The 17,215-nt window shown below is 71.8% G+C and carries 14 protein-coding genes; 6 read left to right on the top strand and 8 right to left on the bottom strand.

Translation table 11 applies throughout. From position 1 onward, the window contains the following. Positions 1 to 6: 6 nt before the first annotated feature. The 3 genes from SSP29_RS36565 to SSP29_RS36555 form a co-directional block, all read right to left on the bottom strand. Entirely contained in the window at positions 7 to 1,692 is a 1,686-nt protein-coding gene (locus tag SSP29_RS36565) for a thiamine pyrophosphate-binding protein (RefSeq protein ID WP_089105214.1), read from the bottom strand. After that, on the bottom strand, positions 1,689 to 2,657 hold the full coding sequence (speB, locus tag SSP29_RS36560) for an agmatinase (protein WP_089105213.1): 969 nt from the start codon (positions 2,655 to 2,657) through the stop codon (positions 1,689 to 1,691). Before speB ends, SSP29_RS36565 begins: the two co-directional genes overlap by 4 nt. A gap of 67 nt (positions 2,658 to 2,724) precedes the next feature. Beyond that, on the bottom strand, positions 2,725 to 4,188 hold the full coding sequence (locus SSP29_RS36555) for a sodium:solute symporter family protein (RefSeq protein WP_089105212.1): 1,464 nt from the start codon (positions 4,186 to 4,188) through the stop codon (positions 2,725 to 2,727). 124 nt (positions 4,189 to 4,312) lie between these two features. Here SSP29_RS36555 and SSP29_RS36550 point away from each other — a divergent pair, with 124 nt between their 5' ends. Continuing rightward, positions 4,313 to 5,848 (top strand): PucR family transcriptional regulator, encoded by a 1,536-nt coding sequence (locus SSP29_RS36550; protein WP_174856038.1) that lies wholly within the window; start codon positions 4,313 to 4,315, stop codon positions 5,846 to 5,848. A 65-nt stretch (positions 5,849 to 5,913) separates the two neighbouring features. Then, the gene (locus SSP29_RS36545; RefSeq protein ID WP_089105210.1) at positions 5,914 to 6,702 is read left to right on the top strand and encodes a phosphatase; all 789 of its coding nucleotides are present in this window, start codon (positions 5,914 to 5,916) and stop codon (positions 6,700 to 6,702) included. A gap of 96 nt (positions 6,703 to 6,798) precedes the next feature. On the opposite strand, the gene SSP29_RS59160 is transcribed toward SSP29_RS36545, so the two are convergent. The 5 genes from SSP29_RS59160 to SSP29_RS36515 all read right to left on the bottom strand — a co-directional run bounded on the left by SSP29_RS59160 (position 6,799) and on the right by SSP29_RS36515 (position 11,409). Continuing rightward, positions 6,799 to 7,131, bottom strand: a complete 333-nt coding sequence (locus SSP29_RS59160; RefSeq protein ID WP_150135590.1) for a hypothetical protein — start codon at positions 7,129 to 7,131, stop codon at positions 6,799 to 6,801. Positions 7,132 to 7,254: 123 nt separating this feature from the next. Then, a complete protein-coding gene (locus tag SSP29_RS36530) occupies positions 7,255 to 8,286 on the bottom strand; it encodes a cation diffusion facilitator family transporter (protein WP_089105209.1) in 1,032 nt (343 codons plus the stop codon). 9 nt (positions 8,287 to 8,295) lie between these two features. Then, positions 8,296 to 9,162: an acyl-CoA thioesterase gene (locus SSP29_RS36525; protein WP_089105208.1), complete on the bottom strand. Its 867-nt coding sequence runs from the start codon at positions 9,160 to 9,162 to the stop codon at positions 8,296 to 8,298. A gap of 35 nt (positions 9,163 to 9,197) precedes the next feature. Continuing rightward, positions 9,198 to 10,355 (bottom strand): acyl-CoA dehydrogenase family protein, encoded by a 1,158-nt coding sequence (locus tag SSP29_RS36520; RefSeq protein ID WP_089105360.1) that lies wholly within the window; start codon positions 10,353 to 10,355, stop codon positions 9,198 to 9,200. Between the two features lie 448 nt (positions 10,356 to 10,803). Next, positions 10,804 to 11,409: an SACE_7040 family transcriptional regulator gene (locus SSP29_RS36515; RefSeq protein ID WP_089105207.1), complete on the bottom strand. Its 606-nt coding sequence runs from the start codon at positions 11,407 to 11,409 to the stop codon at positions 10,804 to 10,806. 86 nt (positions 11,410 to 11,495) lie between these two features. Here SSP29_RS36515 and SSP29_RS36510 point away from each other — a divergent pair, with 86 nt between their 5' ends. The 4 genes from SSP29_RS36510 to SSP29_RS36495 are packed head-to-tail and all read left to right on the top strand — an operon-like array spanning position 11,496 to position 17,156. Continuing rightward, a complete protein-coding gene (locus tag SSP29_RS36510) occupies positions 11,496 to 13,112 on the top strand; it encodes a carboxyl transferase domain-containing protein (protein ID WP_089105206.1) in 1,617 nt (538 codons plus the stop codon). An 11-nt stretch (positions 13,113 to 13,123) separates the two neighbouring features. Next, positions 13,124 to 15,046, top strand: coding sequence for an acetyl-CoA carboxylase biotin carboxylase subunit (locus tag SSP29_RS36505; RefSeq protein ID WP_089105205.1), 1,923 nt, complete (start codon positions 13,124 to 13,126; stop codon positions 15,044 to 15,046). Then, complete coding sequence (locus SSP29_RS36500; RefSeq protein WP_089105204.1) at positions 15,043 to 15,990, top strand: hydroxymethylglutaryl-CoA lyase; 948 nt, start codon at positions 15,043 to 15,045, stop codon at positions 15,988 to 15,990. The genes SSP29_RS36505 and SSP29_RS36500 overlap by 4 nt, the downstream gene beginning before the upstream one ends. A gap of 5 nt (positions 15,991 to 15,995) precedes the next feature. After that, positions 15,996 to 17,156 (top strand): acyl-CoA dehydrogenase family protein, encoded by a 1,161-nt coding sequence (locus tag SSP29_RS36495; protein ID WP_089105203.1) that lies wholly within the window; start codon positions 15,996 to 15,998, stop codon positions 17,154 to 17,156. Positions 17,157 to 17,215 lie beyond the last annotated feature (59 nt).

The raw sequence follows: 17,215 nt of genomic DNA, 5'->3' as shown, positions 1-17,215 counted from the left end.
CCGCCGTCAGCCCAGGTGCGTCGGCGCGAACATCCGCAGCAGGGCCGGGAGCACGACCACCGAGGGGCCCGGCGCGGCGAGCGCCTTCGCCAGGTCGGTCTCCAGGGTCTCGGGGGACGTCCGTACGCCCGGCACGCCGAAGGACTCGGCCAGCGCCACGTAGTCGGGGCGGGACAGTTCCGTCGCCGTGGCCTCGCCGAAGGCGCCGGTCATGTACTCGCGCAGGATGCCGTAGCCGCCGTCGTCGACGATCAGCCAGGTGACCGGGAGGTCGTGCTGTCGTGCCGTCGCCAGTTCGGCGACGGAGTAGAGGGCGCCGCCGTCGCCCGACACCGCGAGCACCGGGCGGGTCGGGTCGGCGGCCGCCGCGCCCAGCGCCGCCGGGAAGCCGTAGCCGAGGCCGCCCGCCCCCTGGGCGGAGTGCATCAGGTTCGGCGCCTGGGCGTCGAACGCCGACCAGGCCCAGTACGCCAGGATCGTCATGTCCCAGAACGACGGGGAGCCGGCGGGCAGGGCGCGCCGGACCGACGCCAGCACCTCCTGTTCCAGGGTGAGTTCCTGGGCGGCGATGCGGCCGGCGACCTGGTCGAGCACGGCCCGCACCCGGCCCGCCGCCTCGTCGTCCTCGCGCGGGGTCACCGTCTCCAGGAGCGCCTGGAGCGCGAGGCGGGCGTCCGCGTGGATGCCGAGGGCGGGGTGGTTGGACTCCAGTTTGCCGAGGTCGGCCTCGATCTGGACGACCCGGCCGCGTGGCTTGAACGTGTGGTAGTTCGAGGAGAGTTCGCCGAGGCCCGAGCCGACGACCAGCAGGACGTCCGCGTCCTCCAGGAAGTCCGTGGTGTGGCGGTCCTCCAGCCAGGACTGGAGGGAGAGGGGGTGGTGCCAGGGGAACGCGCCCTTGCCGCCGAAGGTGGTGACGACCGGGGCGTTCAGCTTCTCGGCCAGCTGCCGCAGCTTGCCGGAGGCGTCCGCCCGTACCACCCCGCCGCCCGCGATGACCGCCGGGCGGGTCGCATGCGACAGCAGGTCGGCTGCCACCGCGGTCAGTTCGGGGCGCGGGGGGAGTTCGTCCGGGGTCGCGTCCACCGCCGTCACCACGGGCAGCGCGGTCTCCGCGAGGAGTACGTCCTGCGGGATCTCCACCCACACCGGGCCGTGCGGGGCGGTCAGCGCCGACTTCCAGGCGGCAGCGAGCGCGGACGGGATCTGCGACTGGGTGCGGACGGTGTGCACCGACTTCACCACGCCCCGGAAGGAGGCCGCCTGGTCCGGGAGTTCGTGCAGGTAGCCGTGGCGTCCGCCGCCGAGGCCGGCGGTCGGGATCTGGCTGCTGATGGCCAGGACGGGGGCGGAGGCGGAGGCCGCCTCGTGCAGCGCGGCCAGCGAGGTCAGCGCGCCGGGGCCGGTCGAGAGGAGCAGCGGGGCCGCCTCGCCGGTGATCCTGCCGTAGGCGTCCGCCGCGAAGCCCGCGTTGTTCTCCACCCGCAGGCCGACGTAGCGCAGCGAGGAGCGGCGCAGGGCGTCGAACATGCCGAGGGCGTGCTGGCCGGGCAGCCCGAAGACGGTGGTCGCGCCGAGCCCGGCCAGGGTCTCCACGACCAGGTCCCCGCCGTTGCGGCCGGCGGGCGGGTTCAGGGCTGCGGCCGTCTGCGCCTGAGTCGGGCGGAGCACCAGGTCGTGGTCGTGGGTCACTTCGAACGAGCCTCGGCAATCTGTCGGGTCATGATCGTGGTCAGTTCGTACGCCGTGTGCGAGGCCGCCACCGAGGTGATCTCGGCGTGGTCGTACGCGGGGGCCACCTCGACGACGTCCGCCGAGACGAGGTTGCATGCGGAGAGACCGCGCAGGATCTCCAGCAGTTCCCTGGACGTCATACCACCGGCCTCGGGCGTGCCGGTGCCCGGGGCGTGTGCGGGGTCCAGGCAGTCGATGTCGATCGATATGTAGAGGGGCCGGTCGCCGATGCGCTGCCGCAGCTGGTCGGCCACCTCGTCGGCGCCCCGGCGGTAGATGTCCGCCGAGGTCACGATGCCGAAGCCCATCTTCTCGTCGTCGGTCAGGTCCTGCTTGCCGTACAGCGGCCCGCGGGTGCCCACGTGCGAGAGGGCGGAGGTGTCCAGGATCCCCTCCTCCACCGCCCGGCGGAACGGGGTGCCGTGCGTGTACTCGGCGCCGAAGTAGGTGTCCCAGGTGTCGAGGTGGGCGTCGAAGTGGAGGAGCGCGACCGGGCCGTGCTTCTTGGCGACCGAGCGCAGCAGGGGCAGCGCGATGGTGTGGTCGCCGCCGAGGGTCATCAGCCGGGCGCCCGTACCGAGGAGATCGTCCGCGGCCGCCTCGATCGTCTCGACCGCCTCGTTGATGTCGAAGGGGTTCACCGCGATGTCGCCGCCGTCCGCCACCTGCGCCAGCGCGAAGGGGGAGGCGTCCTGCGCCGGGTTGTAGGGGCGCAGCAGCCGGGACGCCTCGCGGATGGCGTTGCCGCCGAAGCGGGCGCCCGGCCGGTACGAGACGCCCGAGTCGAACGGCACGCCCACCACCGCGACGTCGGCGCGGCCGACCTCGTCGAGACGGGGCAGCCGGGCGAAGGTCGCGGGACCGGCGTACCGCGGGATGCGGGAGGAGTCGACGGGGCCGCGGGGCGTCTCGTTACCGCTCATGGTGGAATGCCTTCTTCCTTAGGCTTTCTTACGCTTCATCGCGTATGTACTGCTTCTGGCTACGACTCTACTGGTGGGCCGGGACCGGTTCGGACACGAGTTCGGGGGTGCCCCGGCCCGCGAGCCGCTCGCGCCAGTTCGCCAGCACGGTCGCGTCGGTCGGCCTCGTCGCCAGGGAGACGGCGACGTAGGCGACGAGGGAGGAGAGGAGGCCGTAGTAGACCGGCTCGTTGGCGAGGATGCCGTAGCCCGCCATCAGGCCGATCACCGCGAGGCCGCCGACGATCACGGCGGATAGGGCGCCCTGGACCGTGCCGCGCTTCCACAGCAGCCCGCCGAGGATCGGCACGAGGAGACCGCCGACGAGCAGGTTGTACGCCACGGTCAGCGCCTCGACGACGTCGCTGAGGGCGATGGCCGTGCCGATCACCCCGATCCCCATGACCAGGATGAAGACCCGGTTGCCCCGCACCTCGTCGTGGTCCCGATCAGCGGCCCCGGCCCGCCCCCGCAGCCTCGACCAGATGTCGTTGTTGGCGACGGTCGCGCAGGCGATCAGCGCGCCGGAGGACGTCGACATCACCGCGGCCAGCGCGGCCGCCAGCACCAGCCCCCGCACACCGACCGGGAGTTCGTCCTTGACGATGGTCGCGAAGGCGTCGTCCGGGCTGCCCAGCTTCGGGTACAGCACCTTGGCCGCCGTACCGATCACCGCCCCGGCGAGGGCGTAGACCAGGCAGTACGTGCCGGCCACCGTGCCGCCCCACTTCGCCGTCCGGTCGCCGCGCGCCGTGAAGACCCGCTGCCAGATGTCCTGCCCGATGAGCATGCCGAAGGTGTAGATCAGCACGTACGTGAAGATCGTCTCGCCGCCGATGCCGAGCGGGTCGAAGTACGTCGTCGGCAGCTTCGCCTTCATCTCGCCGAAGCCGCCGGCCTTCACCACGGCGACGGGGAGCAGGAGCAGCAGCACGCCGATGGTCTTCACCACGAACTGGACCATGTCCGTCAGCGTGATCGACCACATGCCGCCGAGCGTCGAGTAGGCGACGACGATCGAGCCGCCGAGGATGATCGCGACGGTCCGGTTCATGTCGAAGAGGACGTCGAAGATCGTGGCGTACGCGATGGTCGAGGTGACGGCGAGCATGAGGGTGTACGCCCACATGACCACGCCCGAGATGACCCCGGCCCGGCCGCCGTACCTCAGATCGAGCATCTCGGAGACGGTGTACACCTTGAGGCGGGCGATCCGGGCCGAGAAGAAGACGGAGAGGGCCAGCAGGCCCAGTCCGATGGTGAACACCATCCAGGCACCGGACAGCCCGTACTGGTACCCCAGCCCGACCCCGCCGATGGTGGACGCGCCGCCGAGGACGATCGCGGCCATGGTGCCGGAGTACATGACGGGCCCGAGGCGGCGCCCGGCCACCAGGAACTCGCTCTTCGACCTGGCGCGGCGCATGCCCCACCAGCCCATGGCCAGCATGCCTGCCAGATAGATCACGATCACTGCGTAGTCGACGGCCACAGGGCCCTCCTTCACTGGGGGTCTCGCCGGCGGGTGACGGTCACCGACACTAGGTGGCCGGAAAGCGGCTGCGAAGTGTACGTTTCATCCATTCGAGCCGTACGGGATGAAGGAAACGCACACCATGCCGGACCCCGCGGTTCCCCCCACGCCTCCCACCCCCGCCGTGCCCCTCGCCGCCCTCCTGGCCCGCGAGGACCTGGCCCTGCGCCAGATCGCCGGGCCGTCCGACCCGCCCCCGGTCGTCCACGCGGCGCACACCTCGGAGATGGCCGACCCGTACCCGTACCTGCTGGGCGGCGAGCTGCTGCTGACGGCCGGGGTGCACATCCCGGACGCGGCGGGCTCGGGGACCTACTTCGACGACTACGTCTCCCGGATCGTCGCGGCGGGCGGCGCCGCCCTCGGCTTCGGCCTGGTGCCCGTGCACGACACGGTCCCGCGCGCGCTGGTCGAGGCCTGCGACACCTACGGCCTCCCGCTCGTCGAGGTCCCGCCGCAGACCCCGTTCACCGCCGTCGCCCGCGCGGTCTGGCAGCTCCTGGCCCAGGCCCGCCTGGCCGAGCTGCGCCGCGTCACGGAGGCCCAGCAGAGCCTCGCCACCGCGGCGGCCCGCCCGGACCCGGTGCCGTCGGTGCTGCGGCAGCTGGCCCAGCGGGTCGGCGGCTGGACGGCCCTGTACGGCCCGGAGGGTGCGGAGATCGCGTCGGCGGGCCGGCGACCGGAGGCTCCGCAGACCGCCTCCCTGGCCGAGCTCGCGGAGGTCGTACGCCCGTCGGGCCCCGGCACCCCCGCCTCCGCCACCCACGCCACGGCCGGCACCCACCTCGCGGCCTACACCCTCGGCACCGGCTTCGTACTCGGCGTGGCCACCCCGGCCCGCGAACCCGGCGACCACACCATCGCCTCCGTCGCCGCGGTCCTCCTCACCCTCCTCACCGGCGAACAGCAGAGCGGCTCGGGCGCGGCCCGCACCTCGGCACTCGTGAGACTCCTGCTGGGAGGCACGGCTGAGGAGGTGGCCCCGCTGCTGGGCAGGGGGGACACCTGGTTCGTCGTCCACGCCTCACCGAACGACCAACGCGACCGTGCCAACCTTCTTGTAGGGGCGCGGGGAACTGCGCGACCAGCCACAACCCACCCGCAGCCGCCGGACCTCCTGGCCGCCACCGCACTAGGCGCCTCACTCGGCTCGACTCTCATCGACCCGGTAGGGGACATCGTCCAAGTCCTCGTCCCCGCCGACCTCGCACCCCAGCCACAGCCCGGCTGGACCCTAGGTGTCAGCGCCCCCGCACCCCCACAGCACCTGTCGGCCGCAGCCGCGCAAGCGACCCGCGCACTGGCCCGCGCCCGAGCGACCCGCACCCCCCTCGTCCGGCACCGCACCCGTCCGGCTCTCGACGACCTCGTCCCGAGGGAAGCGGCCCAGGCCCACGCACGTGAACTGCTCGAACCCCTCGCCGAACACCCCGCTCTCGTCGAGACGCTGCGCACCTGGCTCTCCCTGCACGGCAGTTGGGACCGTACGGCGGTCGCCCTGTCCGTCCACCGCAACACCGTGCGGCAGCGCATCGCCCGCTCCGCGGAGCTCCTCCGCGTCGAACTCGACGATCCGGACGTACGGATGGAGCTGTGGTTCGCCCTGCGGCAGGAGTGAGTGACGCACGTCCCAGCGGGCGATACGCAGGGAAACCGCACAGTGCGCTGCCCCACAATGAGGCTATGCCGATACCCGGGACGCCCAGCCGCGCCGAGCTCGTAGAGCACCTTGTGAAGACCCGTATCGCGGGCGATGTCGCCACCCCCCGCGAGAACAACCTGCTCCATTACCGCAAGCTGGCCAACGGCGAGCGCAACTGGTGGCTGGGACTGGAACTCGGCGACCGCTGGACCGACGAGCAGGACGTGCTGGCCGTGATGGCCGAGCGGGTCGGGGTGAACGACGACCCCGAGTACCGGTACGGCCAGGACACCATCGACCCCGAGCTGACCGTGGACGGCCTGAACCGGCTGGCGGCGCGGCTGCGCAAGGCGGCCGAGGGGCGGCAGCGGGTGCTGTTCGCGACCGGCCACCCGGGCGGTCTGCTGGATGTGCACCGGGCGACGGCTGCCGCGCTGCGCACCGCCGGCTGCGAGATCGTGGTCATCCCGGACGGGCTGCAGACGGACGAGGGATACGTCATGCAGTTCGCCGACGTGGCGGTGCTTGAGCACGGCGCGACGCTGTGGCACACGCATTCCGGTGAGCCGATGAAGGCCATCCTGGGCGGTCTGGAGCGCGAGGGCAGGCCGCAGCCGGACCTGGTCGTCGCCGACCACGGCTGGGCGGGGTACGCGGCGCAGGTCGGCCTGGACTCGGTCGGATACGCGGACTGCAACGACCCGGCGCTGTTCCTCGCCGAGTCGGAGGGCACCCTCCAGGTGGCCGTACCGCTGGACGACCATGTGCTCAGCCCGCGGTACTACGACCCGATGACCGCGTATCTGCTGGCCGAGGCGGGACTGGCCTGACATCCGGAAGAGCGATGTGCGGCCCCCTCACGCGGGAGCCGCACATCGTGGCCTGACCTAGACCCTCGGTTCCTGGGCCGGTTGTGCCCGGTCGGTTCAGCCGAAACCGAAACCGTTGAAGCCACCGAAGCCGCCGAAACCGTTGAAGCCGCCGAACCCGCCGAAGCCGCCGAACCCGACGGTGGGGACGACCACTACGGGGACGACCGGGACGACGGGGACGAACCCGAAGTTGCTGAATCGGCAGCCGTTGTTGAACCCGCCGCCGAACCGGGAGTTGTTGCAGCCGAAGCCGCCGGTGACCACGTTCTGGTGAGTGGAGGCGGGGGCCGCCGAGGCGGTACCCGCGGCGCCGACCGCGGCTCCACCGGCCAGCAGCAGGCCGGCGGCAGACATCGCGGCGAGACGCCTCGCGCGCTGTACTCGCATGGGAAATACCTTTCTGCCGGACTTACGTCCGCTACGCGGCACGTCCGCTATGCGGCACATGCACTGTGCGGCATTTCACTCATAGAGCTTAATTCCGGACAAGGCGGACGGCACGTCGGACGATCACCGACCGTGATCCCCCGAGCTCACCGGCCCCGGGGTCGACTCCGGAGCCAACCCCGGAGCCGACCCCGGAGCCGACCCTGCGGTCGGTCCCGGAGTGGGGTCCAGGTACACCCGGCCGATCGCCGGGAACGCGGCCCGCAGCCGCTGTTCGGCCCGCTCGCAGGCCCACTCGATCTCGGCCGCCGTCGACACGTCCCGGAAGTCCACCTTGGCGGCGACCAGCGCCTCGTCCGGGCCCTGCACCAGCGTGGTCAGCTCCAGTACGGCCACGATGTGCTCGGACTCCAGCAGCTCCGCCCGGATCTGCTCCCGCACGGACCTCGGCAGCGGCCGCCCGATGAGCAGCTCGGCGTTGGACCGGCCCAGCACCCAGGCGACGTACAGCAGGAGCAGGCCGATGAGGAGGGAGGCGAGGCCGTCCCAGACGCCGGAGCCGGTCAGCTGGCCGCCCAGCAGCCCGCCGGCCGCGAGCACCAGCCCGACGAGCGCGGCCGAGTCCTCCATCACCACGGCCTTCACGGCGGTGTCCGGGGTGTTCCGGAGGTACAGCTTGAACGGCGCCTTGAAGCGGGCCGCCTCCCCGCGCGCCTGCCTGAGCCCCGTGCGCAGCGAGAAACCCTCCAGCGCGAAGGCGACGGCGAGCACGATGTACGACACCAGCGGGTCGCCCGGCTTCTCCCCCACGGCCAGGGTGTGGATGCCGTCGTAGAGGGAGAACACGGCGCCGCCGACGAAGGTGGCGACGGCGGCGAGCATGGCCCAGATGTACCGCTCGGGGCCGTAGCCGAGGGGGTGCTCCTCGTCGGCGGGCTTCTCGCTGCGTTTGAGCGCGGTGAGCAGCAGCAGCTCGGTGACGGTGTCGGCGACCGAGTGCGCCGCCTCGGAGAGCATCGCGCTGGAGCCGCTGATGACTCCGGCGACCGCCTTGGCGAGCGCGATCCCGAGATTGGCGACGGCGGCGACGATCACCGTGCCGGTGCTCTCGCCGCCGTCCTGCCGGGTCTGTTCGAGGTGTTCGGCTTGGGCCATGCCCCAGTTCTACCTGGGGACGCGGACCACACCCTCCTGGATCACGGAAATGGCGAGTGAACCGTCCTGGGTGTAGATCCGGGCCTGGCCGAGCCCGCGGCCACCGTGCGCGGACGGGGACTCCTGGTCGTAGAGCAGCCACTCGTCGGCGCGGAACGGCCGGTGGAACCACATGGCGTGGTCGAGGGAGGCGCCCACCACGTCCCCGACCGCCCAGCCGCCGCGGCCGTGCGCGAGCAGGACGGAGTCGAGGAGGGTCATGTCGGAGACGTACGTCGCGAGGACGACGTGCAGCAGGGGGTCGTCGTCGAGCTTGCCGTTGGTGCGGAACCACACCTGGCTGTGCGGCTCGCGCGGCTCGCCGTACTTGCCGAACGGCGGCTCCTCGACGTAGCGCAGGTCGATGGCCTCGCGGGCCTCAATGAACTTCTCCACGACGGCCGGATCGAGGTGGTCGTAGCCGCGGAGGCGTTCCGCCGAGGTGGGCAGGGTCGCCGGGTCGGGCGCGGGCGGCATCGGGGTCTGGTGTTCGAGACCCTCCTCGTCCAGCTGGAAGGAGGCCGACAGGGCGAAGATCGGCCGGCCGTGCTGGACGGCGACCGCGCGCCGGGTGGTGAAGGAGCGGCCGTCGCGGAGGCGCTCGACCGTGTAGACGATGGGCGCGCCCGGGTCGCCGGGGCGCAGGAAGTACGCGTGCAGCGAGTGGGCGTGCCGGTCCGCCGGGACGGTGCGTCCGGCGGCGACCAGCGCCTGGGCCGCCACCTGCCCGCCGAAGACGCGCGGGACGACGGCGGACCGGGACTGGCCGCGGAAGATGTTCTCCTCGATCTGCTCCAGGTCGAGCAGATCGAGAAGATCACTTAGTGCCTCGTCCATGGCACCTTTTCTACTGGCCGGTAATTGCGGGGACCTTACAGGCCCATGTCCTTCGCGATGATCGTCTTCATGATCTCGCTGGTGCCACCGTAGATCCGGTTGACGCGGTTGTCCGCGTACAGGCGAGCGATCGGGTACTCGTTCATGAAGCCGTAGCCGCCGTGCAGCTGGAGGCAGCGGTCGATCACGCGGTGGGCGACCTCGGTGGTGAACAGCTTGGCGCTGGCGGCCTCGGCGGGGGTCAGCTCACCGGCGTCCAGGGCCTCGGTGGCGCGGTCCACGACGGCCTCGGCGGCGTCCACCTCGGCCTGGCAGGCGGCCAGCTCGAACTTGGTGTTCTGGAAGGCGGCGACGGGCTGGCCGAAGACGACGCGCTCCTGCACGTACTGCTTGGCGAACCGGACGGCGGCCTTGGCCTGCGCGTAGGCGCCGAAGGCGATGCCCCAGCGCTCGGAGGCGAGGTTGTGGCCGAGGTAGTAGAAGCCCTTGTTCTCCTCGCCGAGGAGGTCCTCGGCCGGGACCTTGACGTCGACGAACGCGAGCTCGGCGGTGTCGGAGGTCTTCAGGCCGAGCTTGTCGAGCTTGCGGCCGACCGAGTAGCCCTCCGCCTTGGTGTCCACGACGAAGAGGGAGATGCCGTGCCGGCGGTCCTCCTTGGTGGGCGCCGCGGTACGGGCGCAGACGATCATGCGGTCGGCGTGCACACCGCCGGTGATGAAGGTCTTGGCGCCGTTGAGGACGTAGTGCGTGCCGTCCTCGCTGAGCTTGGCGGTGGTCTTCATGCCCGCGAGGTCGGAGCCGGTGCCCGGCTCGGTCATCGCGATCGCCCACATCTCCTCGCCGGAGACGAACTTCGGCAGGTACCGCTTCTTCTGCTCGTCGGTCGCCAGCAGCTTTATGTAGGGCAGGCCGAGCAGGACGTGCACGCCGGAGCCGCCGAAGGCGACGCCCGCACGGGCGGTCTCCTCGTACAGGACGGCCTCGAACTTGTAGGAGTCGATGCCGGCGCCGCCGTACTCCTCGTCGACGCGGATACCGAAGACGCCGAGCTCGGCGAGCTTGTAGTAGAAGTCCCGGGGGGCCTGGCCTGCCGCGAACCACTCGTCGTACACCGGTACGACCTCGGCCTCGATGAAGGCGCGGATGGTCTCCCGGAACGCCTCGTGATCCTCGTTGAACAACGTACGGCGCACGGCCGCCACCTCCACGGACTCCGGCATGTCTAAGCGCTTGCTCAGACCCCAAGGTACCGGCGGGTAGCCGACGGGTCCAGGGCGGAAAGGGGAGCGAGGGGGGTAACGCTCGTCACGCCGCCACGCACGGGGCGATCCGCCGCGCCCCGACTCGCCGCGCACGAACCGGTCGGCCGCACCCCTCAACTCACCGCCCACCAAAATCCCGCCGCGACGGCGATCGGCCACGGCGGCGCAGTCCGGCGGTGCCGAACCGGCCCGAGGCGGTTCGGCACCGCCGAGCACCCTCGTCGCGGCCGATCGCCGTCGCGGCGGATTCAAGCGGTTCGGCACCGCCGAGCACCCTCGTCGCGGCCGATCGCCGTCGCGGCGGATTCAAGCGGTTCGGCACCGCCGAGCACCCTCGTCGCGGCCGATCGCCGTCGCGGCGGATTCAAGGGGCGGCCCCTCACCCTCGCTCCTCCGCCGCCGCCCCGAACGCGCCCCTCGCCATCCGGTGCAGCAGCACTGCCGTCGCCCCCCGCCCCGGCAGGGAACCCGGTCGGCCCAAATGCGGGGTCGAGTTGAGGAGGCCGAAGACCGAGTGGACCGCCGAGCGGGCCGCGGGCTCCGCGAGCGCCGGGTAGACGCCGCGGACCACCTCCACCCACAGCTCGACGTACTGCCGCTGCAGCTGCCGCACCAGTTTCCGGTCGCTGTCGCGCAAGCGGTCCAGCTCCCGGTCGTGCAGGGTGATCAGTGGACGGTCGTCGAGGGCGAAGTCGATGTGGCCCTCGATGAGGGAGTCCAGGACCGCCGCGGGCGCGGTACCCCCGTCGGCCTCCGCCAGGCGGCGCTTGGCCCCGGTCAGCAGCTGCCCGCTGATCCCCACCAGCAGCTCCGCGAGCATCGCGTCCTTGCCCGCGAAGTGCCGGTAGAGACCGGGCCCGCTGATGCCGACCGCGGCCCCTATCTCGTCCACACCGACACCATGGAAGCCGCGCTCGGCGAACAGCCGGGCAGCCTCCTTGAGGATCTGCTCGCGGCGGGTCGGGGCGTCGGTTCTCGTGACCATGAAGGCAATTCTAGACAGGGAGGTTAGCGGTCGTTAACCTGAGGGAAATGCGTTAACGCTCATTAACAAAGTGAGGGGATCGCGGCATGGACCAGGCACCGGAGCTGACGAGCGCGGCGGACCCCGCGTCGGAGGCCTTTCGGGCCAACGAGGAGGCGCACCGCGTCCTCGTGGACGAGCTGCGCGCCAAGCTCGCCGCGGCCGCCCTGGGCGGCGGCGAGAAGGCGCGGGCCCGGCACACCGCGCGGGGCAAGCTGCTGCCCCGGGACCGGGTGGACACCCTCCTCGACCCCGGCTCCCCCTTCCTGGAGCTGGCCCCCCTGGCGGCCGACGGCATGTACGACGGGGCGGCCCCGGCGGCCGGCGTGATCGCCGGGATCGGGCGGGTCGGCGGGCGCGAGTGCGTGATCGTCGCCAACGACGCCACGGTCAAGGGCGGCACCTACTACCCGATGACCGTGAAGAAGCACCTGCGGGCGCAGGAGGTGGCCCTCGACAACCGCCTGCCGTGCGTGTACCTCGTCGACTCCGGCGGCGCCTTCCTGCCCATGCAGGACGAGGTCTTCCCGGACCGCGACCACTTCGGGCGGATCTTCTACAACCAGGCCCGGATGTCGGGGGCGGGCATCCCGCAGATCGCCGCCGTCCTCGGCTCCTGCACGGCCGGCGGCGCCTACGTCCCGGCGATGAGCGACGAGGCGGTCATCGTCCGCAACCAGGGCACGATCTTCCTCGGCGGCCCCCCGCTGGTGAAGGCGGCCACCGGCGAGGTCGTGACCGCCGAGGAGCTGGGCGGCGGCGAGGTCCACTCCCGCGTCTCCGGTGTCACCGACCACCTCGCCGAGAACGACGCGCACGCGCTCAGGATCGTCCGGAACATCGTCGCCACCCTCCCGGCCCGGCGCTCCCTGCCCTGGGAGGTCACCCCGGCCGCCGAGCCGAAGGCCGACCCCTACGGCCTCTACGGCGCCGTCCCCGTCGACTCCCGCACCCCCTACGACGTCCGCGAGATCATCGCCCGGGTCGTCGACGGCTCCCGGTTCGCCGAGTTCAAGGCCGAGTTCGGGCAGACCCTCGTCACCGGCTTCGCCCGCATCCACGGCCACCCGGTCGGCATCGTCGCCAACAACGGCATCCTGTTCTCCGAGTCCGCCCAGAAGGGCGCCCACTTCATCGAGCTGTGCGACCAGCGCGGCATCCCCCTGGTGTTCCTGCAGAACATCTCCGGCTTCATGGTCGGCAAGGACTACGAGGCCGGCGGCATCGCCAAGCACGGCGCGAAGATGGTCACGGCAGTGGCCTGCACGAGGGTCCCGAAGCTGACCGTCGTCGTCGGCGGTTCGTACGGTGCGGGCAACTACTCCATGTGCGGCAGGGCCTACTCCCCCCGCTTCCTGTGGATGTGGCCCAACGCCAAGATCTCGGTGATGGGCGGCGAGCAGGCCGCGTCCGTGCTGGCGACCGTCAAGCGGGACCAGCTGGAGTCCCGCGGCGAGGACTGGCCGGCCGAGGACGAGGAGGCCTTCAAGGCGCCCGTCCGCGCCCAGTACGAACGCCAGGGCAACGCCTACTACGCGACCGCCCGCCTCTGGGACGACGGGGTCATCGACCCCCTCGACACCCGGCAGGTGCTCGGCCTGGCACTGACGGCCTGTGGCAACGCGCCCCTGGGTGAGCCCCAGTTCGGCGTCTTCCGGATGTGAGGAGGGGACTCGTGTTCGACACCGTACTCGTGGCCAACCGGGGCGAGATCGCCGTCCGGGTCATCCGTACGCTGCGCTCGCTGGGCGTGCGCTCGGTGGCCGTGTACTCGGACGCCGACGCGGACGCCCGGCACGTCCGGGAGGCCGACACCGCGGTCCGGATCGGTCCGGCGCCGGCGGGCGAGAGCTATCTGTCGGTGCAGCGGCTGCTGGAGGCGGCCGCGGTGAGCGGTGCCCAGGCGGTCCACCCGGGGTACGGCTTCCTCGCCGAGAACGCCGCCTTCGCGCGGGCCTGCGAGGAGGCCGGGCTGGTCTTCATCGGCCCGCCTGCGGATGCGATCGCGCTGATGGGCGACAAGATCCGGGCCAAGGAGACGGTGGCGGCGGCCGGGGTGCCGGTGGTGCCCGGCGGCCGTGACCCCGAACTGGCCGACGCGGCCCGCCGATTGGGTGCCCCGGTGCTCCTCAAGCCGTCCGCCGGCGGCGGTGGCAAGGGCATGCGGCTGGTGCGGGACCTGAGCCTCCTGGACGAGGAGATCGCGGCCGCACGCCGCGAGGCCCGTGCCTCCTTCGGCGATGACACCCTCCTCGTCGAGCGGTGGGTCGACCGGCCCCGGCACATCGAGATCCAGGTGCTGGCCGACGGCCACGGGAACGTCGTCCACCTCGGCGAGCGCGAGTGCTCGCTCCAGCGCCGGCACCAGAAGGTGATCGAGGAGGCGCCCAGCGTGCTCCTCGACGAGGAGACCCGGGCGGCGATGGGCGAGGCCGCGGTGCAGGCGGCGCGCTCGTGCGGGTACGTCGGCGCGGGCACGGTGGAGTTCATCGTGCCGGGCGGCGACCCTTCGTCGTACTACTTCATGGAGATGAACACCCGCCTCCAGGTGGAACACCCGGTCACCGAGCTGGTCACGGGTCTTGACCTGGTGGAGTGGCAGCTGCGGGTGGCGGCCGGAGAGCGACTGCCCTTCGCCCAGGCCGACGTCACGCTCACCGGGCACGCGGTCGAGGCCCGGATCTGCGCCGAGGACCCGGCGCGCGGCTTCCTGCCCACCGGTGGCACGGTGCTGCTGTTGCGGGAACCGCACGGCGACGGCGTCCGCACCGACTCCGGGCTCAGCGAGGGCACCGAGGTCGGCAGCCTGTACGACCCGATGCTGTCCAAGGTGATCGCGTACGGCCCGGACCGCGCGACGGCGCTCAGGAAGCTCCGCCGGGCCCTCGCGGAGACGGTCACGCTGGGCGTGCAGACCAACGCGGGTTTCCTGCGCCGCCTCCTCGCCCATCCGGCCGTGGTGGCGGGCGAGTTGGACACGGGCCTGGTCGAGCGGGTGGTGGCCGACCTGGTCTCCACGGACGTCCCGGACGAGGTGTACGAGGCGGCGGCGGCCGTACGGCTGGAGGCGCTGAAGCCGGTCGCGGCGGACGGGCGCTGGACGGACCCCTTCTCCGTGCCCAGCGGCTGGCGCCTCGGCGGTACGCCCAAGCCGGTCGGCTTCCACCTCCGGGTGCAGGACCCGGTGGAGTACGCCCCGCACGGCACGCACACCGTCACCGCCGACCGCGTGTCGGTGACCGTGGACGGCGTCCGCCACACCTTCCACCGCGCCGCCGACTGGATCGGCCGCGACGGCGACGCCTGGCAGGTCCGCGACCACGACCCCGTCGCGGCCTCGCTGAGCCGCACCGCGCACGCCGGCGCCGACTCCCTCACCGCGCCGATGCCCGGCACGGTGACCGTCGTGAAGGTCGCCGTAGGGGACGAGGTGACCGCCGGGCAGAGCCTGCTGGTGGTGGAGGCGATGAAGATGGAGCACGTCATCTCCGCCCCGCACGCCGGCACGGTCGCCGAACTCGACGTGAAGCCCGGCGCCACGGTCGCCATGGACCAGGTGCTGGCCGTGATCGCCCCGCACGAGGAGGAGACGGCATGACCACCCCGGAGAGCGCCCTCCCCATGGTCGTACCGGCCACCGATCTGCCCGCCCGGGTCCGGATCCACGAGGTCGGCGCGCGCGACGGCCTGCAGAACGAGAAGACGGCCGTACCGACGTCGGTGAAGGCCGAGTTCGTCCACCGCCTGGCCGACGCGGGCCTGACCACGATCGAGGCGACCAGCTTCGTGCACCCGAAGTGGGTGCCCCAACTGGCCGACGCGGAGGACCTGTTCCCGCAACTCTCCGATCTGCGGGGCATCGCCCTGCCCGTCCTCGTCCCCAACCAGCGCGGCCTGGACCGCGCCCTCGCCCTCGGCGCCCGCCGGGTCGCCGTCTTCGCCAGCGCCACCGAGTCCTTCGCCAAGGCCAACCTCAACCGCTCGCTGGACGAGTCCCTGGCCGTCTTCGACCCGGTCGTCCGGCAGGCGAAGGACGCGGACGTGCATGTCCGCGGCTACGTCTCGATGTGCTTCGGCGACCCCTGGGAGGGCGCCGTCCCGTTCCACCAGGTGGTCAGGGTCTGCAAGGCGCTGCGCGACATGGGCTGCGACGAGCTGAGCCTCGGCGACACGATCGGCGTGGCCACCCCCGGCCACGTCCTCGAACTGCTCTCCCTGCTCAACGAGGAGGGCGTGCCGACGAACGTCATCGGCGTGCACTTCCACGACACCTACGGCCAGGCGCTCGCCAACACCTACGCGGCCCTGGAACACGGCGTGACGACGGTCGACGCGTCCGCCGGCGGGCTCGGCGGCTGCCCGTACGCCAAGTCCGCCACCGGCAACCTCGCCACCGAGGACCTGGTCTGGATGCTCCAGGGCCTCGGCATCGAGACCGGAGTCGACCTCGGCAAACTCACCGCCACCAGCGTGTGGATGGCCGAACAACTGGGCCGACCCAGCCCGTCCCGTACCGTCCGCGCCCTCTCCCACCAGGAGTGACGACCATGGACCACCGCCTCTCCCCCGAACTGGAAGAACTCCGCCGTACGGTGGAGGAGTTCGCGCACGACGTCGTGGCGCCGAAGATCGGCGACTTCTACGAGCGGCACGAGTTCCCGTACGAGATCGTCCGCGAGATGGGCCGCATGGGCCTGTTCGGCCTGCCGTTCCCCGAGGAGTACGGCGGCATGGGCGGCGACTACCTGGCGCTCGGCATCGCCTTGGAGGAGCTGGCCCGCGTCGACTCGTCGGTGGCGATCACCCTGGAGGCCGGAGTCTCCCTCGGCGCGATGCCGATCCACCTCTTCGGCACCGACGACCAGAAGCGCGAATGGCTCCCGCGCCTCTGCTCCGGCGAACTCCTGGGCGCCTTCGGCCTCACCGAGCCGGACGGCGGCAGCGACGCGGGCGCCACGCGTACGACCGCCCGCCTGGACCCCGCCACCGACGAATGGGTGATCAACGGCAGCAAGTGCTTCATCACCAACTCGGGGACGGACATCACGGGGTTGGTGACGGTCACCGCGGTCACCGGCCGCAAGCCCGACGGCAAGCCGCTGATCTCGTCCATCATCGTCCCCTCGGGCACGCCCGGATTCACGGTCGCCGCCCCCTACTCCAAGGTCGGCTGGAACGCCTCCGACACCCGCGAGCTGTCCTTCGCCGACGTCCGGGTCCCCGCCGCCAACCTGCTGGGCGAGGAGGGCCGCGGCTACGCCCAGTTCCTCCGCATTCTCGACGAGGGCCGCATCGCCATCGCCGCCCTCGCCACCGGCCTGGCCCAGGGCTGTGTGGACGAGTCCGTCAAGTACGCGAAGGAACGGCACGCCTTCGGCCGCCCGATCGGCGCCAACCAGGCCATCCAGTTCAAGATCGCGGACATGGAGATGAAGGCCCACACGGCCCGTCTGGCCTGGCGCGACGCGGCCTCCCGCCTGGTCTCCGGCGAGCCCTTCAAGAAGGAGGCGGCCCTCGCCAAGCTGTACTCCTCCACCATCGCCGTCGACAACGCCCGCGACGCCACCCAGGTCCACGGCGGCTACGGCTTCATGAACGAGTACCCGGTGGCCCGCATGTGGCGCGACTCCAAGATCCTGGAGATCGGGGAGGGCACGAGCGAGGTGCAGCGGATGCTGATCGCGCGGGAGTTGGGGCTGGTGAGCTGAGGCCGGCCCGCGGCGGCGCGGGCTCCGGCCGGCCTCGGTGCCGGAGCACGCCCGCGGGC

The sequence above is a fragment of the Streptomyces hyaluromycini genome, assembly GCF_002217755.1.
Lineage (GTDB): Bacteria > Actinomycetota > Actinomycetes > Streptomycetales > Streptomycetaceae > Streptomyces > Streptomyces hyaluromycini.
The sequence above is the reverse complement of the archived record's forward strand: the minus strand, read 5'-3'. Positions and strand labels throughout refer to the sequence as shown.